Here is a 25,768-nt window from a genome sequence, read left to right on the forward strand (position 1 = left end):
ACCGAGTGCGCAACGGGAGCGCCCCAGAACCTGCGACCGGAGGAGTGCAGTGGCAGCCAACGACCGGGCAGCAGCTCCCGGAAAGTCCGGTGGGAGTGCCGGTTCCGATGGCCTGATGCGCGCCTCGCTGAGCGCTGTGGCACCGGGCACCGCCCTGCGGGACGGCCTCGAGCGGGTGCTGCGCGGCAACACCGGCGGCCTGATCGTGCTCGGCTTCGACAAGACGGTCGAGACGATGTGCACGGGCGGCTTCGTCCTGGACGTGGAGTTCACCGCGACCCGGCTGCGCGAACTGTGCAAGCTGGACGGCGGCATCGTGCTCTCCTCGGACCTGTCGAAGATCCTGCGGGCGGGTGTCCAGTTCGTCCCCGACGCGACGATCCCGACGGAGGAGACCGGCACCCGGCACCGCACGGCGGACCGCGTCTCCAAGCAGGTCGGCTTCCCGGTCGTCTCCGTCTCCCAGTCCATGCGGCTGATCGCCCTGTACGTCGACGGGCAGCGCCGCGTCCTGGAGGACTCGGCGGCGATCCTGTCCCGCGCCAACCAGGCGCTGGCCACCCTGGAGCGCTACAAGCTGCGCCTGGACGAGGTCGCGGGCACGCTGTCGGCGCTGGAGATCGAGGACCTGGTGACGGTCCGGGACGTCTCCGCGGTCGCACAGCGGCTGGAGATGGTGCGCCGCATCGCCACCGAAATCGCCGAATACGTCGTCGAACTGGGCACCGACGGGCGTCTGCTGGCCCTCCAGCTCGACGAGCTGATCGCCGGCGTCGAGCCCGAGCGCGAGCTGGTCGTGCGGGACTACGTCCCCGAGCCGACCGCCAAGCGTTCCCGTACGGTCGAGGAGGCGCTGGCCGAGCTGGACAAGCTCACCCACGCCGAGCTGCTGGAGCTGTCCACGGTGGCCCGCGCCCTGGGCTACACGGGCTCCCCCGAGGCCCTCGACTCCGCGGTCTCGCCGCGCGGCTTCCGGCTGCTGGCGAAGGTCCCGCGCCTGCCCGGCGCGATCATCGACCGTCTGGTGGAGCACTTCGGCGGCCTGCAGAAGCTGCTCGCCGCCAGCGTCGACGACCTGCAGACCGTCGACGGCGTCGGCGAGGCCCGCGCCCGCAGCGTCCGCGAGGGCCTGTCGCGACTGGCGGAGTCCTCGATCCTGGAGCGGTACGTCTAGCCTCCGGCGGTTCGCCGGCTCCTGAGACACGACAAGGGGTGCCTGCCCGGGCCGGGCGGCACCCCTTTGGCCGTAGCGATGTCCGTGCGGCCGCGTTCCGCGTCAGTCCGCCGCGAGGACGAACGACGTCTGCGCCTTCTCGAACCCGGGCGCCTTCGCCTCCACCAGATACGTCCCCGGCGTGGCCGTCCGGGCCGGAGGCGTCGCACACTGCGGCGCGCTCGCCCGGCGGTCCCACGTCACGACGTATGTGATGCTGCTGCTCGCCGGCACCCGGTACAGCAGACTCCCGCTGCCCTTGGGGCAGTCGGCGGAGGACCAGAATTGGTCGCCTTCCTGACTGACCGTCACCACCGTGTTCTTCGGTCCGAGATCGACCTTGCAGTCGTGGGCGGAGGTGTTGCGCGCGACGATCTGGAAGGTGGGGGTCTGGTCCGGGGTGTAGCTGTTGCGAACGCTGCGCAGCGTCAACGTCACGGCGCCAGGAGCGCAGTTGGGCAGCGGGGAGCCCGCCGGCAGCGCCGCGCCCGCGCCGCTGCCGCCGCCCGCACTGCCGTTGATCCCGTCGTCCGCCCCGCCGACCGAATCCGCACCGCCGGCACCACCGGCACCGCCGACACCACCAGCACCGCCTGCACCGCCGGTGCCGGAGCCGCCGCCCGCACCGGTTCCGGCATCCGAGCCGCTGGAGTCCCCGCCGCTCGACTCGTCGCGGCCGCCGGGATGTTGGCTGATCGCCGGACCGGAACCGGTGGGGCCGGGCGTGATCGAGGACGCGGGATTCTTGCCGTTGGACCCACCGGCGCCGTTCTTGCCGCCGCCGTCACCCGAGGTGACGACCCATGTGATCAACAGCGCCAACAGCGCGACCACAGACAGCAGTACGGCCCTCCGTCGCCAGTAGATGGAGGAGGGAAGCGGCCCGACCGGATTGCGCAGAGATCCCACGGCGCAAACTGTACGAGAGATCGCTGCGTTCGCTTGCGCCACCCGCCGCCTGCGACGCAACTTTTCCGGATCATCATCCCGGCGCTCCCCCAAGTGATCGACAGCGACAAGGCGTTCGTCGCGTCAGGGGTCCGATTGGCAAGGTTTCGTCCCGCCTTGTGACCGTAGGCCGACGCACCTGCCCCCCGGCCCCAGCCGGTCAGTCCCAGCCGGTCGGCCATCGCGCCCACGCGAGCCGACACGCACACGGTGACCCCAGACCCGTAGCCCCCACAGCCGTACCCTCCCCCTCTCCCCGAGGGGCTCGCCCCCGCCGCTCCCACCCCTCTCGGCCGCACTCCTCGCCGCCCGCGTCCGCGCATCCCGCGCCCACGGACTCCGCCCGTGCTCCGACCCGCCCCCCGTCGGTGCGCACGCGCGCGTGGTCGTGCATGGCAGGATCGGTAGCGCCATGACTGCGCCCACGAAGCTTTTGCACAGCAGCCCCGACCCGTCGGCCGAGCCGGCCGGTGAGGCACTGCACACCCCTGTCATCGCCTGGTTCGACGCGCACGCGCGTGATCTGCCCTGGCGGCGCCCGGAGGCGGGTGCCTGGGGTGTGATGGTCAGCGAGTTCATGCTCCAGCAGACGCCGGTCAGCCGGGTGATGCCCGTCTACGAGCAGTGGCTGGCCCGCTGGCCCCGCCCCGCCGACCTGGCCGGGGAGGCACCCGGCGAGGCGGTGCGCGCCTGGGGCCGGCTCGGCTACCCGCGCCGCGCGCTGCGTCTGCACGGCGCGGCGGTGGCGATAACGGAACGGCACGGCGGTGACGTACCCGCCGACCACGCCCAGCTGCTCGCGCTGCCCGGCATCGGCGAGTACACGGCCGCCGCGGTGGCGTCGTTCGCGTACGGGCAGCGGCACGCGGTGCTGGACACCAATGTGCGCCGGGTCTTCGCGCGCGCGGTGAGCGGGGTGCAGTACCCGCCGAACGCCACCACGGCCGCCGAGCGGCGGCTGGCCCGCCTGCTGCTGCCGGAGGACGAGCGGACCGCCGCACGCTGGGCGGCGGCCTCGATGGAGCTGGGCGCCCTGGTGTGCACGGCGAAGAACGAGGACTGCCACCGCTGCCCGATCGCCGCGCAGTGCGCGTGGCGACTGGCGGGCAAGCCGGAGCACGACGGGCCGCCGCGGCGCGGCCAGACGTACGCCGGCACCGACCGACAGGTGCGCGGCAAGCTGCTCGCCGTACTGAGGGAGGCGCACGCGCCCGTGCCGCAGGTCGCGCTGGACCGGGTGTGGCACGAGCCGGTGCAGCGAGCCCGGGCGCTGGACGGTCTGGTGGCGGACGGTCTGGTGGAGCCGCTGCCGGGCGGCCTGTACCGGCTGCCGCTGAGCTGACGCAGGGGCTCCGCCGAGCACGCGGCCGGTTCACGCACGGACCGCTCCGGGCTGACGCACAGACACATCACAGCGTCCGGCCGCGTGTTACGATCCATCACAGAGCCCAAATCCGGACATACTGCACCGAAGCGCCCCACCCCTTTACCCACGACCGGCTTCCGTTACACAACCGACGTACAGCCGAGCGCTGGCCGCAGGCTGCTCCGCACAACGCCGTGACAACGCCTCCGTACCTTCGTTGTCGTGCCCGTCAGGGACACGACGACCACAGGCAGGACACCGGCAGCAGACAGCCGGCACCACGGGGACTTTTCGGAGGCGGTTGATCATGGCGCAGGGCGAGGTGCTCGAGTTCGAGGAGTACGTCCGCACCCGGCAGGACGCGCTGCTGCGCAGCGCCCGCCGGCTGGTCCCGGACCCGGTCGACGCCCAGGACCTGCTCCAGACCGCCCTGGCCCGCACCTACGGCCGCTGGGAGGGCATCGCCGACAAGCGGCTGGCGGACGCCTACCTGCGACGCGTCATGATCAACACGCGGACCGAGTGGTGGCGCGCCCGCAAGCTGGAGGAGGTGCCCACCGAGCAGCTCCCGGACGCCTCCGTGGACGACTCCACCGAGCAGCACGCCGACCGCGCCCTGCTGATGGACATCATGAAGGTGCTCGCTCCGAAGCAGCGCAGCGTCGTCGTGCTGCGACACTGGGAGCAGATGTCCACGGAGGAGACGGCCGCCGCCCTCGGCATGTCGGCCGGAACGGTCAAGAGCACGCTGCACCGGGCGCTCGCCCGGCTCCGCGAGGAGCTGGAGGCCCGCGATCTGGACGCACGCGCGCTGGAGCGTGAGGAGCGGGAGCGGTGCGCGGCCTGACGGACGGGGACGTCTCCCCGTCCAGGGGGAGTCTTCAGGCGGTGATCACGGCGGCGGCCGTGCTCGCCGCCATCGCCCTTTTGGTCTCCGCGTGCGCCACCGGCGGCACGGGGACCCGTGACGAGGGTCCCGCCCGCGCCGACTCGGTCGCGGGCGCCGCGGCCTCGCCCTCCCCCAGCCCCGTGCACACCATGAAGTCGGTGGACCCGGTCCGGCTCGTCAAGGAGGACCCGCTGGTCTCGGAGGCGGTCAAGAAGAGCCTGCGACCGTGCGTGGGGGACGACTACCCGGTGGACGTGTCGTACGGCGACCTGACCGACGGACCGGCCGACGACGTCGTCATCAACGTGCTGACGTGCGGTGACGCGGTGGGCGTCGGCTCGTACGTGTATCGCCCGGACGGCGACCGGTACCAGAATGTGTTCCAGTCCGAGGAATCCCCGGTCTACGCGGAGATAGACCGCGGCGCTCTGATGGTGACGAAGCAGGTGTACAAGAATGGCGATCCGGTGTCGAACCCGTCCGGCGAGAACGTGATCACGTACGTCTGGAAAGCGGGCCGGTTCGTGCAGGACGACTTCCACCACACCGACTACGGCACCACGGTGGACACCACTCCGGCACAGGCGCCCGCACCGGCGCCGGCGGAGAACTGACGCGGACATCGCGGCGGGCGTGAACCGATCGCACCGCTCGTTCCGATGGAGAAGTGAACGCACCGCGAGATCCACGCGTCCACGCAGAGAGCCCTACGACCGAGAAGCACACAAGGACTGAGAGCACCGGGATGGCAGACCAGACCCACGTCCTGTTCGTCGAGGACGACGACGTCATCCGCGAGGCCACCCAGCTCGCCCTGGAGCGGGACGGCTTCGTGGTCACCGCCATGCCCGACGGCCTGTCGGGCCTCGAGGCGTTCCGGGCGAACCGCCCCGACATCGCGCTGCTGGACGTCATGGTCCCGGGCCTGGACGGCGTCAGCCTGTGCCGGCGCATCCGCGACGAGTCCACCGTCCCGGTGATCATGCTGTCGGCGCGCGCCGACGCGATCGACGTGGTGCTGGGCCTGGAGGCGGGCGCCGACGACTACGTGACCAAGCCGTTCGACGGGGCCGTGCTGGTCGCGCGCATCCGCGCGGTGCTGCGCCGCTTCGGGCACGCCGGCGGCGACCGGCAGGCGGACGGCGCGGCCTCGGCGGACCAGGGCGGCGTGCTGACGTTCGGCGATCTGGAGGTCGACACGGACGGCATGGAGGTGCGCCGGGCCGGCCGCCCGGTGGCGCTGACCCCGACGGAGATGCGCCTGCTGCTGGAGTTCTCCTCCGCACCGGGCACGGTCCTGTCGCGGGACAAGCTCCTGGAGCGCGTCTGGGACTACGGCTGGGGCGGGGACACCCGTGTCGTCGACGTCCATGTGCAGCGGCTGCGCACCAAGATCGGCCAGGACCGCATCGAGACGGTCCGCGGCTTCGGCTACAAGTTGAAGGCCTGAGCGGGGCCCGGCATGCGGGGGATCATGCGAAGCCTGCTTCCGGAGCACCTGGAGCGGGCGGGTGTCCGGACGGGGCTGAGATGGAAGCTCAGCGCCGCCATCGCGCTGGTCGGCGCGCTGGTGGCGATCGTGCTGAGCCTGGTCGTGCACAACGCGGCACGGGTGTCGATGCTGGACAACGCCCGCGATCTGGCCGTGGAGCGGATCAAGATCGCCCAGCGGAACTACGACCTGACCCACCGGGCGAACTTCCCCGGCGTAGCGATCAACGACGCCGGCCTGCCCGCACCGCTGCGTGAGCGCGTCCTGGCCAACCGGGTGGCGACCTATGTCTCCGACCACCGGGGCCACCCGCCCGACATCTGGGCCGCCACCCCGGCGAAGGACGGCCGCATCCTCTCGCTGCACACCCACTTCACCGACCGCAGCACGGACATCCTGCGCGACCTCGACCAGGCCCTCGTCATCGGCTCCATCGCCGTCGTTCTGGGCGGCAGCGCCCTCGGTGTACTCATCGGCGGGCAGCTGTCACGCCGGCTGCGCAAGGCGGCGGCCGCCGCGAACCAGGTGGCCCATGGCGAGCGGGACGTCCGCGTGCGGGACGCCATCGGCGGGATCGTCCGCGACGAGACCGACGACCTGGCGAGCGCGGTGGACGCCATGGCGGACGCCCTCCAGCAGCGACTGGAGGCCGAACGCCGGGTGACCGCCGACATCGCGCACGAACTGCGCACGCCGGTGACCGGGCTGCTCACGGCGGCCGAGCTGCTGCCGCCCGGCCGCCCGACCGAGCTGGTGCTGGACCGGGCGAAGGCGATGCGCACCCTGGTGGAGGACGTCCTGGAGGTCGCCCGCCTGGACGGCGCCTCGGAGCGGGCGGAACTGCAGGACATCCTGCTGGGTGAGTTCGTCGCCCGCCGGGTGACCGTCAAGGACCCGGAGATCGAGGTCCGGGTCGTCCACGAGTCGGAGGTCACCACCGACCCGCGCCGGCTGGAGCGCGTGCTGTTCAACCTCCTGGCCAACGCGGCCCGGCACGGCAAGCCGCCCATCGAGGTCACCGTGGAGGGGCGGGTCATCCGGGTCCGCGACCATGGCCCCGGCTTCCCCGAGGACATCCTCGCCGAGGGACCGAGCCGCTTCCGCACCGGCAGCACCGACCGCGCGGGCCACGGCCACGGACTGGGACTCACCATCGCCGCCGGTCAGGCCCGCGTCCTCGGCGCCCGCCTCACCTTCCGCAACATCCGCCCCGCAGGCGCCCCACCCCACATACCGTCCGAGGGTGCGGTAGCGGTCCTCTGGCTGCCGGAACACGCCCCCACGAACACGGGCAGCTACCCCATACTCCCGTAGCCCGGCCGGCCCTGGCCCGGCCAGTCCCCGCCGGAACCCCGGGAAACAGCGAGGGCGCCCGCCAACCGGCGAGCGCCCCGCATCGAACCGACGGCGTCACACCGTCTCGACCACCGCCGTCTGCGCGGCGGCCTCCGCACCGCCCGCCTGAGGCCCGGCCCCCCGCAGCGGCACCTCCTTGACGAACACCGCCGACACCAGCACGACGACGGCGACCACCGCACCGAGCAGGAACGCCGCATGCGTCCCGGAGGACACCGCGTGCTGGTACGCCTCCCGCGCCGCGGCCGGCAGCTTCGCCAGGCTCGCCGCATCGAGCTGCGCGGACTTCTCCGTGATCTTCGATCCCAGCGCCCCGGCCTTCTCGGCCATCACGTCCTGGACCCGGTGGTTGAACAGCGCACCCATGATCGCGACACCGAACGAGGAACCGAGCGTACGGAACAGGGTGGTGGAGGAGGACGCGACGCCCATGTCCTTCATCTCCACGCTGTTCTGCGCGACCAGCATGGTGATCTGCATCAGGCAGCCCATGCCGAGGCCGAGCACGGCCATGTAGAGCCCGGACGTGAACCGCGTCGTGTCCGTGTCCATCGTCGACAGCAGGTACAGCCCGACGACCATCAGCACACCGCCGACGATCGGGAAGGCCTTGTACCGCCCGCTGTTGGTCGTGACCCGCCCGGCCACCATCGAGGTGACGAGCATCGCGCCGAGCATCGGCAGCAGCAGCAGCCCGGAGTTCGTGGCGGACGCCCCCTGCACGGCCTGCTGGTACAGCGGCAGGAACAGCGTGGCGCCGAACATCGCGAAACCGGTGATGAAGCCGATGACCGACATCAGCGTGAAGTTGCGGCTGCGGAAGATGTGCAGCGGCACGACCGGCTCGGCGGCCTTGGTCTGCCAGAAGACGAACCCGATCAGCGCGACGACGCCGATGCCGATCAGTTCCATGATCCGCGCGGAGGTCCAGGCGTACTCCGTGCCGCCCCAGGTGGTGACCAGGACGATCGCGGTGATGCCGACGGTGAGCAGCCCGGCGCCCAGGTAGTCGATGCGGGACTTGGCCCGCTTCTTCGGCAGGTGCAGCACCACGCTGATCAGGCCGAGCGCGACGACACCGAGCGGCAGATTGATGTAGAAGGCCCAGCGCCAGCCCCAGTGGTCGGTGATGGTGCCTCCGACCAGCGGGCCGCCGATCATCGCCAGCGCCATGACGCCGGCCATCATGCCCTGGTACTTGCCGCGCTCACGCGGCGGGATCAGGTCGCCGATGATCGCCATGACGCCGACCATCAGACCACCGGCGCCGAGGCCCTGCACGGCCCGGAAGCCGATCAGCTGGCCCATGTCCTGCGCCATGCCGCTGAGCGCGGAGCCCACCAGGAAGATCACGATCGAGGCCATGAACGAGCCCTTGCGCCCGTACATGTCTCCGATCTTGCCCCAGAGCGGGGTGGAGGCGGCGGTGGCGAGGGTGTAGGCGGTGACGACCCAGGAGAGGTGCTCGAGACCGCCCAGCTCACCGACGATCGTCGGCATCGCGGTCCCGACGATCATGTTGTCCAGCATCGCGAGCATCATGGTGATCATGAGCGCGAGCAGAACGACTCGTACACTCCTCGGGCGTTTGCCCGTGTCGGTCTCGACTGTTTCTGTGGCGGCCATCGTCCCTACTTCCCCCAGCTGGTGCTACTACTTACTTGCCGACCGGCTAGTTGTCCTTACACTGGGAAGGTAGCCCCGCAACTAGCCGGTCGTCAAGTAAGTTTTACCAGCCGGGCGGCAGGTAAGTTTCCGGGGAAGCCCTAGGAGGACGAGGATGGACGTCACCATGGACGGCACCAAGCAGCAGCGTCGCGGGAATACCCGCCAGCGCATCCAGGACGTCGCGCTCGACCTCTTCGCCGAGCAGGGCTACGAGAAGACCTCCCTGCGGGAGATCGCCGAGAGCCTGGACGTCACCAAGGCGGCGCTGTACTACCACTTCAAGACCAAGGAAGAGATCCTCGTCAGCATCTTCGAGGATCTGTCCAGGCCGATCGAGGACCTGATCGAGTGGGGCCGGCAGCAGCCGCACACCCTCGAGACCAAACAGGAGATCGTTCGCCGCTACAGCGAGGCCCTGACCGGGGCGGCCCCGCTCTTCCGCTTCATGCAGGAGAACCAGGCGACGGTACGGGAGCTGCGCATCGGCGAGATGTTCAAGGAGCGCATGCTCGGGCTGCGGGACATCCTCGTCGACCCGGACGCCGACCTGGTCGACAAGGTCCGCTGCATCAGCGCGTTGTTCACGCTGCACGCCGGGATGTTCGTCCTGCAGGACGTCGAAGGCGACCCCGAGGAGAAGCGCAGGGCCACCCTCGAGGTCGCGTTCGATCTGGTGGCTCAGGCCCACAAGGGGGCCTGAGCGTCCGCCCCCGTGGGGCGGCGGTGGGTCAGACGGACACACCCTTGGACCGCAGGAAGGCGACCGGGTTGATCGCGGAGCCGTAGTTCGGCGTCTTGCGGATCTCGAAGTGCAGGTGCGGGCCGCTGGAGTTGCCGGTGTTGCCGGACTTGGCGATGTGCTGGCCGGTGGCCACGACCTGGCCGATCTTCACGTCGATGCGGGACAGGTGGGCGTACTGGGAGTACGTGCCGTTGCCGTGCCGGATGACGATGGCGTTGCCGTAGGCGGGGCCGTCACCGGCGCCGTTCGGGCCGGCCTTGACGACCGTGCCGCCGTGGGCGGCGACGACGTTGGTGCCGAGCGGCACCGCGAAGTCCTGGCCGGAGTGGCGGTGGGACCACATGCCGCCGGCCTGGTTGAAGCTCGCGGACAGCGTGTAGTGCTCCACCGGGTGGACCCAGGAGGCGGCCTTCTTCTTCGCGGCGGCCTTCTGCGCGGCAGCCTTCTTCGCGGCGGCCTGCTGGGCGGCGGCAACGGCCTTGGCCTTGGCGGCCGCGGCGGTCTTCGCGGCCTGCGCGGCCTTGGCCTGCGCGGCGGCCTGCGCCTCGACCGCGGTGGCAGTGGCGGTGGTGGAGGCGGACGTGGCGTCGGCGGCGGCCGCGACCCCGGCTCCCAGTGCGACCGAGATCCCGAGACCGGCGGCCAGCACGGCGGCGCGGGTGCGAAGGGTGGACGTACGGGACGGACGGGACGTGACGCGCTGGGACATGTGAACCTCGTGAAGCCGGGGACAGAGAAAAGCCACCCGACGCACGGACATCCGGCCGGATGGGCTCATCCTTGGTAACCCCCCGGCCCACATCAGCTCAAATGTGTGATCTACGACGACAACTAGTAGTCCAACACAAAACCTTCGACACCTGGCGTACGTCTTATTTCGGGCAAAGCACCCAGATGAACCCCAGAAGCAGGGTGTTTCCGGATTGAAAGTCCCTTTTGGGGATCTCCCCGGACCACTATTCCGCCTCGTACGTGACGCAGGTCGCGTGCGGCACGTCACCGGAGCGCCGCGCGGACGCCCCCACGAATGTGGCGCAGACCTCTAGCCACTTACCAGTCGGTAACCCTACGGTTCCTCCCGCGCCACCCTCACCAAAGAGCATGCACACGACACCACCGTGTGTACGGACGGGAGAGGAACCCCCCCATGACGATCAGACGCGCCTGGCTGCGCCGGACCTCGACGGCCGCCGTCTCCGCGGCCGCCCTGACGGCCCTGGCCACCCCCGCGCACGCCGCCGAACCGGCCGCCGCCCCCTCGGCCGTCACCGCGGCCGGCACGGCCTCCGCCACGGCCGGCGCGGCGACGGCCGGAGCCGTCGACTACGCCACCTGGCAGCGCGACTGCCGGAGCGTGATGGACCAGGCGCTGCCATATCTGCAGCAGCGGATCGCCGCCGCCCGGCCGGGCGAGCGCCAGGCGATCGTCCTCGACATCGACAACACGACCCTGGAGACCGACTTCGGCTTCCACTTCCCCCCAGCCGGCCAACCAGCCGGTCCTCCAGGTGGCCCGCTACGCCCAGGAGCACGGCGTCTCGCTCTTCTTCGTCACGGCCCGCCCCGGCATCCTCTACGCGCCCACCGAGTTCAACCTGGAGTACGACGGCTATGACGTCGCGGGCCTGCGCGTGCGCGGCCTGTTCGACCTGTTCAAGGACGTCGCCGCCTACAAGACCGCGCAGCGCGCCCAGATCGAGAACCAGGGCTACACGATCATCGCGAACATCGGCAACAGCGCCACGGATATCTCCGGCGGCCACGCCGAGAAGACGTTCAAGCTGCCGGACTACGACGGACAGCTGTCCTGACGGACGGCAGCGGGCACCGAAAAAGGGAGCTGCCCCGGGACGTGAGTCCCGGGGCAGCTCCCTTTCGTTCTCCGGCGCAGGAAGAGCGCGGCGCTTACGCGTCCTTGCTCAGGTTCGGCCCGGCACCGCCGGCCGCCTGCTCGATCGGCGGGACGTCGGGCAGCGCCGACTTCTCCTCACCGCGGAAGGTGAAGGTCTTGTCGTCGCCCTCGCCCTCGGTGTCCACGACCACGATCTGACCGGGGCGCACCTCGCCGAAGAGGATCTTCTCCGACAGCGAGTCCTCGATCTCCCGCTGGATCGTGCGGCGCAGCGGCCGCGCGCCCATCACGGGGTCGTAGCCCTTCTTGGACAGCAGTTCCTTGGCGGCCTGGGACAGCTCGATGCCCATGTCCCGGTCCTTGAGGCGCTCGTCCACCTTGCCGATCATCAGGTCGACGATCCGCAGGATGTCGTCCTGGGTCAGCTGCGGGAAGACGACCACGTCGTCGACGCGGTTGAGGAACTCGGGACGGAAGTGCTGCTTCAGCTCGTCCGAGACCTTGTTCTTCATGCGCTCGTAGTTGGTCTTCGTGTCACCCGCGGCGGCGAAGCCCAGGTTGAAGCCCTTGGAGATGTCCCGGGTGCCGAGGTTGGTCGTCATGATGATGACCGTGTTCTTGAAGTCCACGACCCGGCCCTGGGAGTCGGTCAGGCGACCGTCCTCCAGGATCTGCAGCAGCGAGTTGAAGATGTCCGGGTGGGCCTTCTCGACCTCGTCGAAGAGGACGACCGAGAACGGCTTGCGGCGCACCTTCTCCGTCAGCTGGCCGCCCTCCTCGTAGCCCACGTAACCGGGGGGCGAACCGAAGAGACGCGACACCGTGTGCTTCTCGCTGAACTCCGACATGTCGAGGGAGATCAGCGCGTCCTCGTCACCGAAGAGGAACTCGGCGAGGGCCTTGGACAGCTCGGTCTTACCGACACCGGAGGGGCCGGCGAAGATGAACGAGCCACCCGGACGCTTGGGGTCCTTCAGACCGGCACGCGTACGGCGGATCGCCTTCGACAGCGCCTTGACGGCGTCGTTCTGGCCGATGACCCGCTTGTGCAGCTCCTCCTCCATGCGGAGCAGGCGGCTGGACTCCTCCTCGGTCAGCTTGAAGACCGGGATGCCGGTGGCCGTGGCGAGGACCTCGGCGATCAGCTCGCCGTCGACCTCCGCGACGACGTCCATGTCGCCGGCCTTCCACTCCTTCTCCCGCTTGGCCTTCGCCGCCAGCAGCTGCTTCTCCTTGTCGCGGAGAGAGGCCGCCTTCTCGAAGTCCTGGGAGTCGATCGCGGACTCCTTGTCGCGGCGGACACCCGCGATCTTCTCGTCGAACTCGCGCAGGTCCGGCGGAGCGGTCATCCGGCGGATGCGCATCCGCGAGCCGGCCTCGTCGATCAGGTCGATCGCCTTGTCCGGCAGGAAGCGGTCGGAGATGTAGCGGTCGGCCAGGGTGGCGGCCTGGACCAGCGCCTCGTCGGTGATGGAGACGCGGTGGTGCGCCTCGTACCGGTCCCGCAGGCCCTTGAGGATCTCGATCGTGTGCGGCAGGGACGGCTCGGCGACCTGGATGGGCTGGAAGCGGCGCTCGAGGGCCGCGTCCTTCTCCAGGTGCTTGCGGTACTCGTCCAGCGTGGTCGCACCGATGGTCTGCAGCTCACCGCGGGCCAGCATCGGCTTCAGGATGGAGGCCGCGTCGATGGCGCCCTCGGCGGCACCCGCACCGACCAGCGTGTGCAGCTCGTCGATGAACAGGATGATGTCGCCGCGGGTGCGGATCTCCTTGAGCACCTTCTTCAGGCGCTCCTCGAAGTCACCGCGGTAGCGGGAGCCGGCGACCAGTGCGCCGAGGTCCAGGGTGTAGAGGTGCTTGTCCTTGAGGGTCTCGGGCACCTCGCCCTTGACGATGGCCTGGGCGAGGCCCTCGACGACGGCGGTCTTGCCGACGCCGGGCTCACCGATCAGCACCGGGTTGTTCTTGGTGCGGCGGGACAGCACCTGCATGACCCGCTCGATCTCCTTCTCGCGCCCGATGACCGGGTCGAGCTTGGACTCACGAGCGGCCTGGGTGAGGTTCCGGCCGAACTGGTCGAGGACCAGGGACGTCGAGGGGGTGCCCTCGGCAGGGCCGCCGGCTGCGGCGGTCTCCTTGCCCTGGTAACCGGAGAGCAGCTGGATCACCTGCTGCCGCACGCGGTTCAGATCAGCGCCCAGCTTGACCAGGACCTGGGCGGCCACGCCCTCGCCCTCACGGATCAGGCCGAGCAGGATGTGCTCCGTGCCGATGTAGTTGTGGCCCAGCTGAAGGGCCTCGCGGAGCGAGAGCTCCAGGACCTTCTTGGCACGGGGGGTGAAGGGGATGTGGCCGGACGGCGCCTGCTGGCCCTGGCCGATGATCTCCTCCACCTGCTGGCGGACCGCCTCGAGCGAAATCCCGAGGCTCTCAAGGGCCTTGGCGGCGACACCCTCACCCTCGTGGATCAGGCCCAGGAGGATGTGCTCGGTGCCGATGTAGTTGTGGTTGAGCATCCGGGCTTCTTCCTGAGCCAGGACGACAACCCGCCGCGCGCGGTCGGTGAACCTCTCGAACATCGTTAATCGCTCCTCAGAGCGGTCAGGCAGTGGGGGGAACTTCCCCTCCCTGTCCTTCCGCAGCTTAGTCCCGCAAGCGGGGACCGCTCATTCCAACTGCCGACACCGTCGATGGCCTCCTGACCCCGAACGCCGACATCTGCTCCAACCCGATGGTGCGAGACGATGTTCCCGCAGGCCAGGCAGTTACCCCAGTCGCCAGTACGCCGATGGCGAACGGGAGACGTGCCGGGCCGCGTGTCGCCCCCTCCCACTAGGCATGTCTTACCCGCTGCGACGGACAGTCCATGCCGCGTGCACGGCTTCCCTCCGCTACGGGCGAACAACCTTGCGCCTCCCGGCACCTCCGCGCGCCCCCCAGGGCGGAACTCTTCGCACACATCGGAGCACTCAGCGTAACCCGCACGGGTTTCCGGCTGTTGCACTTGGCATGGCTGGCGCAGTCCCCCCATGGCCCACGGTCCCCTTCCCCCGGCGGTCGCCCGAGCGGGCCCATCCGCTCCGGCACTGGTACGAGAACGAACTGGGCTGGCCGGTGGTGCCCGGGGAGCCGGTACGACTTTCCGTGGGCCCGTGCTTCGACGTCCTGGAGGTCCCGGCCGAGGCGGGACGGGCGGCACTGCGCCATCTGGCGCCCGCGTCACCCGTGGCCCTGTACGGCGGGCGGATGCGGCTCCTGCTGGCCCCGGGCAGCGCGGAGGAGCTTCCCGGCCTGCTGGAGTGGCTGGAGTGGGGCCCGCTCGCCGCGTCCCTGGACCTCGAGGTCCTCGGCCCCGGCAGCACGCTGGAGGCTCCCCTGCCGGCGCCTTCGCACGGGGAGCCGCGCGGACTGCGGACGGGTGAGTCGCCGGCCGAGCCGGCCGGGCAGTGGACCACGCGCGTGGCGGCACAGCCGGCCACGGCCGGACCCAAAGGGCCGGAGAGGCCGGGGAGGCCGCCGGAGGGAACGGAGGGGCCGCCGGACGGGCCGGAGGCTTCAGGCGTCACCGGAGCGCGGGCGCCGGCCGGAACAGGGCGGGAAGCGGCGGCCGTGGCGCGCACACCGGCCGGCGCGTGGACGCCCGGAGCCGGGGCCGTCGGCGCACGGGAGGCCGGGTTCGGCCGCCGGACCGCTTCGCAGGGGGCCGCCGTATGGCTGCGGCCCCCCGTTCCGGGGAGCGAGGCCGAGTCCTCGCTGCCGACGATGTCGGCGCTGGGGGGCCGTGCGGGCGCCCCCGATCTCGTACGCGTGGTGGACACGGTGGCCACGCAGTGCCACCGGATCCGCCTGCGGCGCGCGTGCGCTCAGCCGTTGGCCTTCTCGTAGGCCTCGCGAATGGACGCGGGAACGCGGCCGCGGTCATTGACCTCGTAACCGTTCTCCTTGGCCCAGGCGCGGATCGCGGCGGTGTCCTGCGTACCGCCCGAAGCGGCACGCGCCTTTCCGCGACCGCCCGACGCACGGCCTCCGGTACGACGCCCATTCTTCACGTACGGCTCGAGAAGGCCGCGCAGCTTGTCCGCATTGGCGGTCGTGAGATCGATCTCGTACGTCTTCCCGTCCAGCGCGAACGTCACGGTCTCGTCTGCCTCGCCGCCGTCGAGGTCGTCGACAAGAAGGACCTGAACCTTCTGTGCCACCGGATTTCCTTTCATCGAAAACGCTGAGGGGTCGGGGAGCGTGGCGTCCGCCCGTTTCGCCACCGCCCCTGTTATATGCAGTACGGCAGTACGTCGGAAAGCAAACCGCTTTTGCCGGAAAAACACAAACCCCTGGCGGAGACCGCTGCTCCCGCTCCGGGACGGAAACATGTGCGTTTCGGACATAGGGAACCGGGGCAGCCTGCCGTCGCGCCGAATAGGCGTTGACACGCTTGCCCGTTGCCCGGCGATCACAGATGCAGAAGCATCCGGCTGTTGCCCAGGGTGTTCGGTTTCACTCGTTCGAGACCGAGGAACTCCGCGACACCCTCGTCATAGGAACGCAGGAGCTCCGCGTACACATCGCGGTCGACCGGTGTCTCGCCGATCTCCACGAAGCCGTGCTTGCCGAAGAAGTCGACTTCGAAGGTCAGACAGAATACGCGGCGAACCCCGAGCCAGCGGGCGGTCTGCAGCAACTTCTCCAGCACCTGGTGGCCGACGCCCGCCCCCTTCAGGCCGGGCTTCACGGCGAGAGTGCGGACTTCCGCGAGGTCTTCCCACATCACGTGCAGGGCGCCGCAGCCGACCACCTCGGCGTTGTCGTCGCGTTCCGCGACCCAGAACTCCTGGATGTCCTCGTAAAGGGTCACCATCGCTTTGTCGAGCAGGATGCCGTCACGGGCGTAGGCGTCGAGGAGTCGGCGCACGGCGGGGACATCGCTGGTGCGCGCCCGCCGGACGGTGATGGCTTTAGCGGTGGGTTCCGGGCTTCGTGCGGACATGACGGGACGCTATCGCCCGCCGCCCCGCGTTGCCGAGTCGGGGTTCTCCTGTGCATCGGCGGGGTTCCGGCCGGCGCCTTCCGCGCCTTCGGCGGCCGCCGTTGTTTCGGGGACGGGTTCCTCGCCGGCGTCCCGGATGATGCGCAGGGCGTCCCGCAAGGCCTGCCGTTGTTCGTCGCTCATCATGCCGAAGAAGGCGACGAGAGCGGCGGCGGGGTTGTCGCTCTGCGCCCATGCGTCGTTCATCAGGGCGGCGGCGTAGGCGGCTCGTGTGGAGACCGCCTCATATCGATAGGCCCGGCCTTCCGCTTCGCGGCGCACCCAGCCCTTCTGATGGAGATTGTCCAAAACGGTCATGACCGTGGTGTAGGCGATCGACCGTTCCTGTTGCAGATCTTCCAGGACTTCTCGAACCGTGACGGGGCGGTTCCACTTCCACACCCGCGTCATGACCGCGTCTTCGAGTTCTCCCAATGGGCGAGGCACAGCTCGACAATAGTGGGACATCTCGTCATTGGCGTGCCGGACGTGCGCTTTCGGCCGCAAACACGAACAAAAAGGGCGTACGACTCGGCAACGGAGGCTGCGTGGGGGGTCGTACGCCGGTGAGGGCGCCGGGGCGCGGCTGCGGGCCGCTCGGCGCGTGGGACGGCCGCCGGCGTAGCGCTACCGGCGGACGGCCATCGGGCTGTCGTCAGGCGTCGCCGGCGGCGGAAGCCTGGCGGGCGCCCTCCGCGCGCGCGAGGGCAGCGTCGACGGCCGCGTCCTCCTTGGCCTTGTTGGCGCCGCCCTGGGTCTTGACGATCACCCGGATCACGCCGATGAAGAACACGGCCATCACGACCGGGGGCAGGAGCGCGGAGACGTAGTCCATGGCTCCAGAGTAGCCACGCGCGCGTGCGGATTTCGGGCGGGGTCGGACGATTCGGCCGCCCCCGCCCGGAGGGATCAACCAGCCGGCGTAAGACCGGAGGCGTCAGCCGGCCACCAGCTGCTGGGGCGGCTTGCCGGGCGAGGGAGCGGGCTTGCGGCGGGGGAAGACCTCGCCGGGGGTCGGGATGGGGCGGCGGTCCGGGGCGGGGCCCGAGGGGGACGGCTGGGTGGCGGGCGACGGCTTCTGCGCGGGCCGCTTCTCCTGCTTGTCGCCGTCCCCGTCCGCGGGGCGGTCGTCGGCCGCCGTGCGGCCGCCCGGCAGCGCGAGCAGGCGGGTGCGGCAGGCGGGCACTACGGCCGTCGCGGTGGCCCCGCGAGCCGCCGTGCCGCGCGCCAGGCGGGCCCGCACGTCCTGCTCGGCCATGGTCCGGCAGCGGTCGAGCAGGGCGGACGCCACGGGGCTGCCGCGCAGGGCGCGCAGGGCGGCCAGGTCGTCGACGTCCGGCCGGTACCCGGCAGCCAGTGCCTCGTCGAGCAGGGCGAGGTAGCCGGCGGCGGTGCCCGGGAGCGCGGCGCGGTAGCGGCCGAGGTCGGCCACGAGGAAGGCCCGCAGCCGGGCGCCCTCGCGCATCGCCTCGTCGACGGACTCGGCGAGGCGGAGACAGTCCTGGACGTCCTCGGCCGGGGCGGGGGCGGGGTTCAGGGCGAGGGCGAGAGCGCGGCGGAGCACACGCAGCTCCTCCACGCCGAACGCCATGCCGCCGCGGGATCCGTATGGCGTGGGCATGCGGCGACCATACGCGCTAATCAGACAAACCAGACACATCGCCGGGGCGTGGCGTACCGAGCCACCCGGGTGGACGGCCCGGACGCCACACGGGCAGCCCCACGCGGGGGCTGACCCGGGAACACCGGCCCGCCGACACCGGCCCCGCGGGGCTTCCGAGCGGCGGGCACGCGGGTGGCGGGGTGCCGGTGGGCTCCCCGGCCGGGGAGCTTCCGGAGGGGCCGCAGGGGCCGGCAGCGGCCCCATGGTCGCCTCCCGGCGTCACCGCCGCCTGCCCGACGGCCCCGGGCGCCGGAGCGCCCTCAGCGCCGCGGGGGCCGAAGCGCCCCCGGCGGCATCACCGTCCCGGAGAGCCCGGCTCACGGCTCACGTGCGGGACACGTTCCGTTCGTAGACCATGCGCAGGCCGATCAGCGTCAGCCATGGCTCGTGCTCGTCGATCACCGAGGACTCGCCGAGGACCATCGGGGCCAGGCCGCCCGTCGCGATGACGGTGACCTCCTCGGGGTCGTCGGCGAGCTCGCGGGCCATGCGGCTGACGACGCCGTCGACCTGCCCGGCGAAGCCGTAGACGATGCCGGCCTGCATGGCCTCGACGGTGTTCTTGCCGATGACGCTGCGGGGGCGGGCGACCTCGATCTTGCGCAGCATCGCGGCCCGCACGCCGAGCGCCTCGACGGAGATCTCGATGCCGGGTGCGATGACCCCGCCGACGTACTCCCCGCGCGCGGAGACCGCGTCGAACGTGGTCGCCGTGCCGAAGTCGACGACGATCGCCGGGCCGCCGTACAGCTCGTTCGCCGCGACCGCGTTGATGATGCGGTCGGCGCCGACCTCCTTGGGGTTGTCGAAGAGGATCGGCACGCCCGTCTTCACGCCGGGTTCGACGAGGACCGCGGGCACGTCGCCGTAGTAGCGGCGGGTGACCTCGCGCAGCTCGTGCAGCACCGACGGGACGGTCGCGCAGATGGCGATGCCGTCGATGCCGTCGCCGAGGTCGTCGCCGAGCAGCGGGTGCATGCCCATCAGGCCCTGGAGGAGGACCGCCAGCTCGTCGGCGGTACGGCGGGCGTCGGTGGAGATGCGCCAGTGCTCGACGATCTCCTCCCCGTCGAACAGCCCGAGGACGGTGTGCGTGTTGCCTACGTCGATCGTCAGCAGCATGGCCGGTCCCTACTCCGCCTCGCGCAGGTCCAGGCCGATGTCGAGGATCGGCGAGGAGTGGGTGAGGGCGCCCACGGCGAGGAAGTCCACGCCGGTCTCGGCGTACGCGCGCGCGGTGTCGAGCGTCAGCCGGCCCGACGCCTCCAGCAGCGCCCGCCCGCCGACGACACCGACGGCCTCGGCGCACTCGGTCGGCGTGAAGTTGTCCAGCAGGATCAGATCGGCGCCGGCCTCCACGACCTCGCGCAGCTGGTGCAGCGTGTCGACCTCGACCTCGATCGGCACCTCCGGGAAGGCCTCCCGTACGGCCTTGAAGGCCTGGGCGACGCCGCCCGCGGCGACGACGTGGTTGTCCTTGACGAGGGCCGCGTCGGACAGCGACATGCGGTGGTTGACCCCGCCGCCGCAGCGCACCGCGAACTTCTCCAGCGAGCGCAGGCCCGGCGTCGTCTTGCGGGTGTCACGCACGCGTGTCTTCGTGCCCTCCAGCACGTCCGCCCACGCGCGCGTGGCGGTGGCGATGCCGGACAGGCGGCACAGGATGTTCAGGGCGCTGCGCTCGGCGGTGAGCAGGTCACGCGTGCGCGTGGTCACCGACAGCAGCTTCTGTCCGGCCTCGACGCGGTCACCGTCCTCGACGTGGCGCTCGACCTCGAACTCGTCGGTGCACACCACCGAGAGCACCGCCTCGGCGACCCGCAGGCCGGCGACGACACCCGCCTCACGCGCGGTGAAGTCCGCCGTGGCGACGGCGTCCTCGGGGATCGTCGCGACCGTCGTCACGTCCACACCGCCGTCCAGGTCCTCCTGGATGGCGACGTTGGCGATGTCCTCGACCTCCACCGGATCGAGTCCGGCGTCGGCGAGGAGCTCGGCGAGCGCGGGGTCGAGCCCGCACTCCAGGTACTCCTCGTCGGTGTCCGCGCCGCAGGCGCAGCCGTCGCCGCAGCCGCCGTTCGAGGCGAGGGGAAGGTCCTGATCGGTCACTTGGGTCACTGCTCCTGGGGACGCCGGGCCGCGGGGGCCTCGGGGCGGGTCGGGGGGAAGTCGGCGGTGTCGGTGGTCCGCACGGCCAGGGTGCAGTCCGGGTTCAGCCGTACGACGATGTGGCGGCGCCAGTGGGCGTCGTCGCGCTCGGTGTGGTCCTCGCGCCAGTGGCCGCCGCGGGTCTCCTCGCGCTGCAGGGCGGCGGCGACCAGGACGCGGGCCACGCACAGGAGGTTGGTGGCCTCCCAGGTGTCGACGCCGGGCTCGGCGGTCTTGCCGTTGTCCTCCAGCGCGTCATGGGCCTCGGTGTGCAGCCGCTGCAGCTCGCCGGCGGCCGTGCCGAGGGAGTCGGCGGAGCGCATCACGCCGGCGCCCTCGGTCATGATCCGCTGGATCGCGAACCGGCTCTCGGGGGCGAGCAGCGGGTGCGCGGGCGTGTCCGGGTACGGCACCGGCTCGGGCACGCGCGTGTGCAGGCCGCTCGCGGCGAGACCGCCGGCGATGTCGTCGGCGATCCGCTCGGCGTAGACGAGGCCCTCCAGCAGGGAGTTGGAGGCGAGCCGGTTCGCGCCGTGCACGCCGGTGCAGGCGACCTCGCCGCACGCGTACAGGCCCGGGACGGTGGTGCGGCCGTGGGAGTCGGTGCGCACGCCGCCGGAGGCGTGGTGGGCGGCCGGGGCGATCGGGATGGGCTCGTGGACGGGGTCGATGCCGTGGGCGCGGCAGGCGGCGAGGATGGTCGGGAAGCGCTGCTCCCACATCTCGGCGCCGAAGTGCCGGGCGTCGAGGAACATGTGCTCGGCGTCCTGCTCCAGCATGCGGCGCAGGATGCCCTTGGCGACGATGTCGCGCGGCGCCAGCTCGGCCAGTTCGTGCTGCCCGACCATGAAGCGCACGCCGTCGGCGTCGACCAGGTGGGCGCCCTCGCCGCGCACCGCCTCCGAGACCAGCGGCTGCTGGCCCTCGGCCTCGGGCCCGAGGAAGAGCACGGTCGGGTGGAACTGCATGAACTCCAGGTCGGAGATCTCCGCGCCCGCGCGCAGGGCGAGCGCCACCCCGTCGCCCGTGGACACGGACGGGTTGGTGGTCGCGGAGAACACCTGGCCCATGCCGCCGGTGGCGAGGACGACCGCGGGGGCGTGCACGGCGCCCACGCCGTCGTGCTGGCCCTCGCCCATCACGTGCAGGGTGACGCCCGCGGTGCGACCGTCGGCGTCGGTGAGCAGGTCGAGCACCAGCGCGTTCTCGATGGTGCGCATCCCCCGCGCGCGTACGGCCTCGACAAGGGCCCGGGAGACCTCGGCGCCGGTCGCGTCGCCGCCCGCGTGGGCGATACGGCGCCGGTGGTGGCCTCCCTCGCGGGTGAGCTGGAGGTCGCCCTCGTCGGACTCGTCGAAGTGGGCGCCGGTCGCGATGAGCCGCCGTACGGCGTCGGGGCCCTCGGTGACCAGGACGCGCACGGCCTCCTCGTCGCACAGGCCGGCACCGGCGACGAGGGTGTCCTCGAGGTGCTGTTCGGGGGTGTCGCCCTCGCCCAGGGCGGCGGCGATGCCGCCCTGCGCCCAGCGGGTGGAGCCGTCGTCGAGGCGGGCCTTGGTGACGACGACGGTGTTCAGGCCGGCGGCCTCGCAGCGCAGGGCCGCGGTCAGGCCGGCGACGCCGGAGCCGACGACCACCACGTCCGCGGCGATGGACCACCCGGGGGCGGGCGCGTGCAGTCGTATGCCTGTGCTGGTCACGAGGCGGCTCCGAAGGTGAGAGGAAGGTTGTCGATCAGCCGGGTCGCGCCGACCCGGGCGGCGACGGCGAGGACGGCCTCGCCGGTGAAGTCGTCCTCGATCTCGGTGAAGTCGGACGGGTCGACGAGCGCGAGGTAGTCCAGTTCGAGCGGCGGGTCCAGGCGGGCGGCCTCGTCGAGGACGGCCCGCGCGGCGGCACGTACGGCCGCGGGCCCGCCGGGGGCGACGGTCGCCACGGCGTGCGCGTCGGCGGCGGCGCGGGACTCGCCGAGGGCGCTGAGGGCCTCGGCACGCGCGTGCGTGGCGGGCACCTCACGCGCGCGTGCGCGCAACGCCTCCTGGGCGGCGTGCCGGTCGCGGCCGGCGAACAGCGCGCGGGACAGGGCGAGCGCGGTGCGCCGTTCCTGCGGGGACAGGTAGCGGTTGCGGCTGGACAGGGCCAGCCCGTCGTCCTCGCGGACGGTGGGCACGCCGACGATCTCGACGCCGAAGTTCAGGTCGCGGACCATGCGCCGGATCAGCGCGAGCTGCTGGGCGTCCTTCTGGCCGTACAGGGCGACGTCGGGGCGGGTGAGGTGCAGCAGCTTGGCGACGACGGTGAGCATGCCGTCGAAGTGGCCGGGGCGCGAGGCGCCCTCCAGCCGCTCGCCCATGGGACCGGCGGTGATGCGGACCTGCGGCTCGCCGCCCGGGTAGACCTCGTCGACGGACGGCGCGAAGACGGCGTCCGCGCCCGCCTGCTCGGCGATCTTGAGGTCGGCGTCCAGGGTGCGCGGGTAGCGGTCGAGGTCCTCGCCCTTGCCGAACTGCAGCGGGTTGACGAAGACGGTGACGACGACCTCGCCGTCGGCGCCGGCGATCACGCGCGCGGTGCGGATCAGCGTGGCGTGGCCCTCGTGCAGGGCGCCCATGGTCATCACGACGGCGCGTCGGCCGGCACGCGTGCGTGCGTGGAGTTCGTCGGCGGTGCGCAGCAGAGTGGTGGTCATCGGGCGTCCCCTTCGGTGCCGTCGATCCCGTCGGTCCCGGTGGCGAGTACCCCGAGGAGGTCCTGCGCGAGTTCCGGCTTGAGCAGTCCGTGGGCGAGCGCCCGGTCGGCGGTGGCGCGGGCCATCGCCAGATATCCGGCGACGGTCTGCGGCGCGTGCTTGCGCAGCTCTTCGACGTGCGCGGCGACCGTGCCGGCGTCGCCGCGGGCGACGGGGCCGGTCAGTGCGGCGTCACCGGAGCGCAGGGCGTTGTCGAGGGCGGCGCCCAGCAGCGGGCCGAGCATCCGGTCGGGGGCCTCGACGCCGGCCTCGCGCAGCAGCTCCATGGACTGGGCGACCAGGGTGACCAGGTGGTTGGCGCCCAGGGCGAGCGCCGCGTGGTACAGCGGGCGCCTCTCCTCGGCGATCCACTCCGGTTCGCCGCCCATCTCGATCACCAGGGCCTCGGCGGCCAGCCGCAGCTCCTCGGGCGCGGTGACACCGAACGAGCAGCCGGCCAGGCGCTGCACGTCCACGGGCGTGCCGGTGAACGTCATCGCCGGGTGCAGGGCCAGCGGCAGCGCGCCCGCGCGCAGGGCCGGGTCGAGCACCTTGGCGCCGTACCGCCCGGAGGTGTGCACGAGCAGCTGGCCGGGCCGGACGGCGCCGGTCTCGGCGAGGCCGGCGACGAGGCCGGGCAGGGTGTCGTCGGGGACGGTGAGCAGCACCAGGTCGGCGCGCTGGAGGACCTCGGCGGGCGGGACGAGGGGGACGTCGGGCAGCAGGAGCGCGGCGCGCCGGCGGGAGGCGTCGGAGACCCCGGAGACGGCGACCGGGCGGTGCCCGGCGAGCTGGAGGGAGGCGGCGAGCGCGGGGCCCACGCGCCCGGCGCCGACGACGCCGACGGTGAGCCGCGCGGGGCGGTCCCTGGGATCTGGCTGCTGGCTTGTACTCACGCTGCGGGGCCTTCCGTTCCAGTCCGCTCCGGGTACCGGACGATTTCTCGTCATGTTAACGCTATCGGGTCGGAAGACGTCCGTTCGTCCACAGGCTGTGGGTTACGCCACGCCCCGCCGGGACTCGCCGCGCGGGGGTCGCGGCCACGCCGAGGAGGGCCCCGGCGGGAAGGAGCGCAGGCCGGAGCACAGGTGAGAGCGGAGGCGGGAGCGCAGGCGGGAGCAGCGGCCGGGAAATGCGGGTGCCCGCCTTGTCCGGCGCACGGCATGATCGCGCGCATGAGCGATGTGGCGGAGCAGGACGGACAGCGGGCCGGCGGGACGGGCGCTCCGGCGCCGCAGACGGACGAGGCGGCGGCCGACGGGTGGCGCCGGCAGATGCGCGACCGGCGCCTTGTCGCACACCGGGGCGCGCAACGAGTGCTCTCACGCCCCGGCTATCTGGCCACCCTGCGGGAGCGCCTGGCGTTCCTCGAGCGCGCGGCACAGCTGCACGACCTCGACGACCGGCCCGACCAATACGGCGACGGCATCGTCGAGACCCTGGAGGCCCGGGTCGCGGAGCTGCTCGGCACCGAGGCGGCCGCGTTCTTCCCGACCGGCACGATGGCGCAGCAGGTCGCCCTGCGCTGCTGGGCGGCGCGCACCGGCAACCCCACCGTCGCCCTGCACGCGCTGGCCCACCCCCAGGTGCACGAGGGTGGAGCGTTCACCGTGGTCAGCGGCTTGCGCACGGTCCCCGTGACGAGCGAGCCGCGGATGCCGACGGCCGCGGAGGTACGCGCCTTCCCGGAGCCGTTCGGGGCGCTGATGCTGGAGCTGCCCCTGCGCGACGCCGGATTCGTGCTGCCGTCCTGGGAAGAGCTCACCGAGGTCGTGGAGGCGGCACGCGAACGCGACGCGGTGGTGCACATCGACGGCGCACGCCTGTGGGAGGCCACGGCCCACCTCGGCCGCCCGCTGACGGAGATCGCCGGCCTGGCGGACAGCGTGTACGTGTCGTTCTACAAGTCCCTCGACGGGTTCGGCGGCGCCGCCCTCGCCGGGCCCGCGACGCTGGTGGAGGACGCGAAGACCTGGCGCCACCGGTACGGCGGCATGGTCCTGCAGCAGTTCCCTACCGTGCTGTCCGCGCTGGCCGGTCTCGAGTGGGAGCTGCCCCGGCTGCCGGAGTACGTGGCACACGCGCGCGTGATCGCCGCCGCGCTGCGCGAGGGATTCGCCGCGTCCGGCCTGCCCTGGGCGCGCGTGCACCCCGAGGTGCCGCACACCCACCAGTTCCAGGTCTGGCTGCCCTACGACCCGCGGTTGCTGTCCGAGGCGGCGGTGCGCCAGGGCGAGGAGACGAAGGCGCTGCTCTTCCAGAGCCCGTGGGAGGAGGCCGGTCCTGGGCTGTCGCGCACCGAGGTCACGGTGCGCGCCGCCGGCCTGGAGTGGAGCGAGGCCGACGTGCGCGCCGCGGTGGCCGACTTCGTCACACGCGTGCGTGCGCTCGCCGGCTGACGCCCGCGCGCCGCAGCCACAGCCGCAGGCCGGGACGCCGGCGCAGACGCGACCGCAGCCGTCCGCGGGCCGGGCGCCCGGCGAGCACCGCGCGGAACCGGCCGTAGTCCCGCAGCTCGCGCACCAGCTGCCACTCGCCGGTGCCCGGCGCGGGCGGGGCCGCCTCGCCGTGCTGCCGGGCGCGGTGGGCGTCGAGGAGGTACTGCTGGGTGATGCTCATGGCGGATCGCCTCTTCGGGACGTGATGTGCGGGGAGATGGAGTTCGGGAAGGGTCCGGAAG

At 71.8% G+C, this 25,768-nt stretch carries 24 protein-coding genes and 1 pseudogene; 10 read left to right on the forward strand and 15 right to left on the reverse strand.

Features of this window, described 5'->3' with window-relative positions; translation table 11 throughout:
* Window positions 1–49: 49 nt before the first annotated feature.
* Window positions 50–1,174 (forward strand): DNA integrity scanning diadenylate cyclase DisA, encoded by a 1,125-nt coding sequence (disA, locus tag ACZ64A_RS35910; RefSeq protein ID WP_469816136.1) that lies wholly within the window; start codon window positions 50–52, stop codon window positions 1,172–1,174.
* 102 nt (window positions 1,175–1,276) lie between these two features.
* Here the strand turns inward: disA and ACZ64A_RS35915 are convergent, their stop codons facing one another.
* Window positions 1,277–2,122, reverse strand: coding sequence for a hypothetical protein (locus ACZ64A_RS35915; protein ID WP_469816137.1), 846 nt, complete (start codon window positions 2,120–2,122; stop codon window positions 1,277–1,279).
* A 451-nt stretch (window positions 2,123–2,573) separates the two neighbouring features.
* On the opposite strand from ACZ64A_RS35915, the gene ACZ64A_RS35920 reads away from it, so the two are divergent.
* The 5 genes from ACZ64A_RS35920 (at window position 2,574) to cseC (ending at window position 7,222) form a co-directional block, all read left to right on the forward strand.
* On the forward strand, window positions 2,574–3,503 hold the full coding sequence (locus ACZ64A_RS35920; protein WP_469816138.1) for an HhH-GPD family protein: 930 nt from the start codon (window positions 2,574–2,576) through the stop codon (window positions 3,501–3,503).
* 331 nt (window positions 3,504–3,834) lie between these two features.
* Window positions 3,835–4,374: a SigE family RNA polymerase sigma factor gene (locus tag ACZ64A_RS35925; RefSeq protein WP_361633701.1), complete on the forward strand. Its 540-nt coding sequence runs from the start codon at window positions 3,835–3,837 to the stop codon at window positions 4,372–4,374.
* Window positions 4,362–5,030 (forward strand): hypothetical protein, encoded by a 669-nt coding sequence (locus ACZ64A_RS35930; RefSeq protein WP_469816139.1) that lies wholly within the window; start codon window positions 4,362–4,364, stop codon window positions 5,028–5,030. The genes ACZ64A_RS35925 and ACZ64A_RS35930 overlap by 13 nt, the downstream gene beginning before the upstream one ends.
* Before the next feature lie 131 nt (window positions 5,031–5,161).
* Window positions 5,162–5,866: a two-component system response regulator CseB gene (cseB, locus tag ACZ64A_RS35935; RefSeq protein WP_469816140.1), complete on the forward strand. Its 705-nt coding sequence runs from the start codon at window positions 5,162–5,164 to the stop codon at window positions 5,864–5,866.
* Window positions 5,867–5,878: 12 nt separating this feature from the next.
* Window positions 5,879–7,222: a two-component system sensor histidine kinase CseC gene (gene cseC / locus ACZ64A_RS35940; RefSeq protein WP_469816141.1), complete on the forward strand. Its 1,344-nt coding sequence runs from the start codon at window positions 5,879–5,881 to the stop codon at window positions 7,220–7,222.
* A 96-nt stretch (window positions 7,223–7,318) separates the two neighbouring features.
* Here the strand turns inward: cseC and ACZ64A_RS35945 are convergent, their stop codons facing one another.
* Window positions 7,319–8,890 (reverse strand): MDR family MFS transporter, encoded by a 1,572-nt coding sequence (locus ACZ64A_RS35945; RefSeq protein WP_469816142.1) that lies wholly within the window; start codon window positions 8,888–8,890, stop codon window positions 7,319–7,321.
* Between the two features lie 154 nt (window positions 8,891–9,044).
* Here ACZ64A_RS35945 and ACZ64A_RS35950 point away from each other — a divergent pair, with 154 nt between their 5' ends.
* The gene (locus tag ACZ64A_RS35950) at window positions 9,045–9,632 is read left to right on the forward strand and encodes a TetR/AcrR family transcriptional regulator (protein ID WP_469816143.1); all 588 of its coding nucleotides are present in this window, start codon (window positions 9,045–9,047) and stop codon (window positions 9,630–9,632) included.
* Window positions 9,633–9,660: 28 nt separating this feature from the next.
* Here ACZ64A_RS35950 and ACZ64A_RS35955 read toward each other — a convergent pair whose 3' ends face one another.
* Entirely contained in the window at window positions 9,661–10,383 is a 723-nt protein-coding gene (locus tag ACZ64A_RS35955; RefSeq protein WP_469816144.1) for a M23 family metallopeptidase, read from the reverse strand.
* 438 nt (window positions 10,384–10,821) lie between these two features.
* On the opposite strand from ACZ64A_RS35955, the pseudogene ACZ64A_RS35960 reads away from it, so the two are divergent.
* A pseudogene (locus tag ACZ64A_RS35960) lies at window positions 10,822–11,485 on the forward strand (HAD family acid phosphatase).
* Window positions 11,486–11,579: 94 nt separating this feature from the next.
* Here ACZ64A_RS35960 and ACZ64A_RS35965 read toward each other — a convergent pair.
* The gene (locus ACZ64A_RS35965) at window positions 11,580–14,105 is read right to left on the reverse strand and encodes an ATP-dependent Clp protease ATP-binding subunit (RefSeq protein WP_469816145.1); all 2,526 of its coding nucleotides are present in this window, start codon (window positions 14,103–14,105) and stop codon (window positions 11,580–11,582) included.
* Window positions 14,106–14,535: 430 nt separating this feature from the next.
* On the opposite strand from ACZ64A_RS35965, the gene ACZ64A_RS35970 reads away from it, so the two are divergent.
* Entirely contained in the window at window positions 14,536–15,411 is an 876-nt protein-coding gene (locus ACZ64A_RS35970) for an SCO3374 family protein (RefSeq protein WP_469816146.1), read from the forward strand.
* On the opposite strand, the gene ACZ64A_RS35975 is transcribed toward ACZ64A_RS35970, so the two are convergent.
* The 10 genes from ACZ64A_RS35975 to ACZ64A_RS36020 form a co-directional block, all read right to left on the reverse strand.
* Window positions 15,390–15,725 carry a histone-like nucleoid-structuring protein Lsr2 gene (locus tag ACZ64A_RS35975; protein WP_363266463.1) on the reverse strand — a complete coding sequence of 112 codons (336 nt, stop codon included), beginning with the start codon at window positions 15,723–15,725 and terminating at the stop codon, window positions 15,390–15,392. The genes ACZ64A_RS35970 and ACZ64A_RS35975 overlap by 22 nt on opposite strands.
* Window positions 15,726–15,976: 251 nt before the next feature.
* The gene (locus ACZ64A_RS35980; protein WP_469816147.1) at window positions 15,977–16,510 is read right to left on the reverse strand and encodes an amino-acid N-acetyltransferase; all 534 of its coding nucleotides are present in this window, start codon (window positions 16,508–16,510) and stop codon (window positions 15,977–15,979) included.
* Between the two features lie 9 nt (window positions 16,511–16,519).
* Window positions 16,520–16,996, reverse strand: a complete 477-nt coding sequence (locus ACZ64A_RS35985; protein ID WP_469816148.1) for a BlaI/MecI/CopY family transcriptional regulator — start codon at window positions 16,994–16,996, stop codon at window positions 16,520–16,522.
* Window positions 16,997–17,204: 208 nt separating this feature from the next.
* Window positions 17,205–17,384, reverse strand: coding sequence for a hypothetical protein (locus ACZ64A_RS35990; protein WP_361633739.1), 180 nt, complete (start codon window positions 17,382–17,384; stop codon window positions 17,205–17,207).
* A gap of 102 nt (window positions 17,385–17,486) precedes the next feature.
* The gene (locus ACZ64A_RS35995) at window positions 17,487–18,140 is read right to left on the reverse strand and encodes a hypothetical protein (protein ID WP_469816261.1); all 654 of its coding nucleotides are present in this window, start codon (window positions 18,138–18,140) and stop codon (window positions 17,487–17,489) included.
* Window positions 18,141–18,536: 396 nt separating this feature from the next.
* Window positions 18,537–19,334, reverse strand: a complete 798-nt coding sequence (locus ACZ64A_RS36000) for a type III pantothenate kinase (RefSeq protein WP_469816149.1) — start codon at window positions 19,332–19,334, stop codon at window positions 18,537–18,539.
* Between the two features lie 9 nt (window positions 19,335–19,343).
* Window positions 19,344–20,321, reverse strand: coding sequence for a carboxylating nicotinate-nucleotide diphosphorylase (gene nadC, locus ACZ64A_RS36005; RefSeq protein WP_469816150.1), 978 nt, complete (start codon window positions 20,319–20,321; stop codon window positions 19,344–19,346).
* 5 nt (window positions 20,322–20,326) lie between these two features.
* Window positions 20,327–22,060, reverse strand: a complete 1,734-nt coding sequence (locus tag ACZ64A_RS36010; RefSeq protein ID WP_469816151.1) for an L-aspartate oxidase — start codon at window positions 22,058–22,060, stop codon at window positions 20,327–20,329.
* Complete coding sequence (gene panC / locus ACZ64A_RS36015) at window positions 22,057–23,049, reverse strand: pantoate--beta-alanine ligase (RefSeq protein WP_469816152.1); 993 nt, start codon at window positions 23,047–23,049, stop codon at window positions 22,057–22,059. The genes ACZ64A_RS36010 and panC overlap by 4 nt, the downstream gene beginning before the upstream one ends.
* Window positions 23,046–23,984, reverse strand: coding sequence for a Rossmann-like and DUF2520 domain-containing protein (locus ACZ64A_RS36020; protein ID WP_469816153.1), 939 nt, complete (start codon window positions 23,982–23,984; stop codon window positions 23,046–23,048). Before ACZ64A_RS36020 ends, panC begins: the two co-directional genes overlap by 4 nt.
* 279 nt (window positions 23,985–24,263) lie before the next feature.
* Here ACZ64A_RS36020 and ACZ64A_RS36025 point away from each other — a divergent pair, with 279 nt between their 5' ends.
* A complete protein-coding gene (locus ACZ64A_RS36025; RefSeq protein WP_469816154.1) occupies window positions 24,264–25,487 on the forward strand; it encodes a threonine aldolase family protein in 1,224 nt (407 codons plus the stop codon).
* Here the strand turns inward: ACZ64A_RS36025 and ACZ64A_RS36030 are convergent.
* Window positions 25,459–25,707, reverse strand: coding sequence for a hypothetical protein (locus tag ACZ64A_RS36030; protein WP_469816155.1), 249 nt, complete (start codon window positions 25,705–25,707; stop codon window positions 25,459–25,461). The genes ACZ64A_RS36025 and ACZ64A_RS36030 overlap by 29 nt on opposite strands.
* Window positions 25,708–25,768 lie beyond the last annotated feature (61 nt).

This window comes from Streptomyces sp. NPDC104814 (assembly GCF_055583185.1).

Coding starts and splice junctions, on each gene's coding strand:
- ACZ64A_RS35990 (WP_361633739.1), bottom strand. CDS start 17,384: ATGGACTACGTCTCCGCGCTCCTGCCCCCGGTCGTGATGGCCGTGTTC.
- ACZ64A_RS35955 (WP_469816144.1), bottom strand. CDS start 10,383: ATGTCCCAGCGCGTCACGTCCCGTCCGTCCCGTACGTCCACCCTTCGC.
- ACZ64A_RS35980 (WP_469816147.1), bottom strand. CDS start 16,510: ATGTCCGCACGAAGCCCGGAACCCACCGCTAAAGCCATCACCGTCCGG.
- ACZ64A_RS35920 (WP_469816138.1), top strand. CDS start 2,574: ATGACTGCGCCCACGAAGCTTTTGCACAGCAGCCCCGACCCGTCGGCC.
- panC (WP_469816152.1), bottom strand. CDS start 23,049: ATGACCACCACTCTGCTGCGCACCGCCGACGAACTCCACGCACGCACG.
- cseC (WP_469816141.1), top strand. CDS start 5,879: ATGCGGGGGATCATGCGAAGCCTGCTTCCGGAGCACCTGGAGCGGGCG.
- ACZ64A_RS35945 (WP_469816142.1), bottom strand. CDS start 8,890: ATGGCCGCCACAGAAACAGTCGAGACCGACACGGGCAAACGCCCGAGG.
- ACZ64A_RS35950 (WP_469816143.1), top strand. CDS start 9,045: ATGGACGTCACCATGGACGGCACCAAGCAGCAGCGTCGCGGGAATACC.
- ACZ64A_RS35995 (WP_469816261.1), bottom strand. CDS start 18,140: ATGGCGTTCGGCGTGGAGGAGCTGCGTGTGCTCCGCCGCGCTCTCGCC.
- cseB (WP_469816140.1), top strand. CDS start 5,162: ATGGCAGACCAGACCCACGTCCTGTTCGTCGAGGACGACGACGTCATC.
- ACZ64A_RS36000 (WP_469816149.1), bottom strand. CDS start 19,334: ATGCTGCTGACGATCGACGTAGGCAACACGCACACCGTCCTCGGGCTG.
- ACZ64A_RS36025 (WP_469816154.1), top strand. CDS start 24,264: ATGAGCGATGTGGCGGAGCAGGACGGACAGCGGGCCGGCGGGACGGGC.
- ACZ64A_RS35925 (WP_361633701.1), top strand. CDS start 3,835: ATGGCGCAGGGCGAGGTGCTCGAGTTCGAGGAGTACGTCCGCACCCGG.
- ACZ64A_RS35970 (WP_469816146.1), top strand. CDS start 14,536: ATGGCTGGCGCAGTCCCCCCATGGCCCACGGTCCCCTTCCCCCGGCGG.
- ACZ64A_RS35965 (WP_469816145.1), bottom strand. CDS start 14,105: ATGTTCGAGAGGTTCACCGACCGCGCGCGGCGGGTTGTCGTCCTGGCT.
- ACZ64A_RS36030 (WP_469816155.1), bottom strand. CDS start 25,707: ATGAGCATCACCCAGCAGTACCTCCTCGACGCCCACCGCGCCCGGCAG.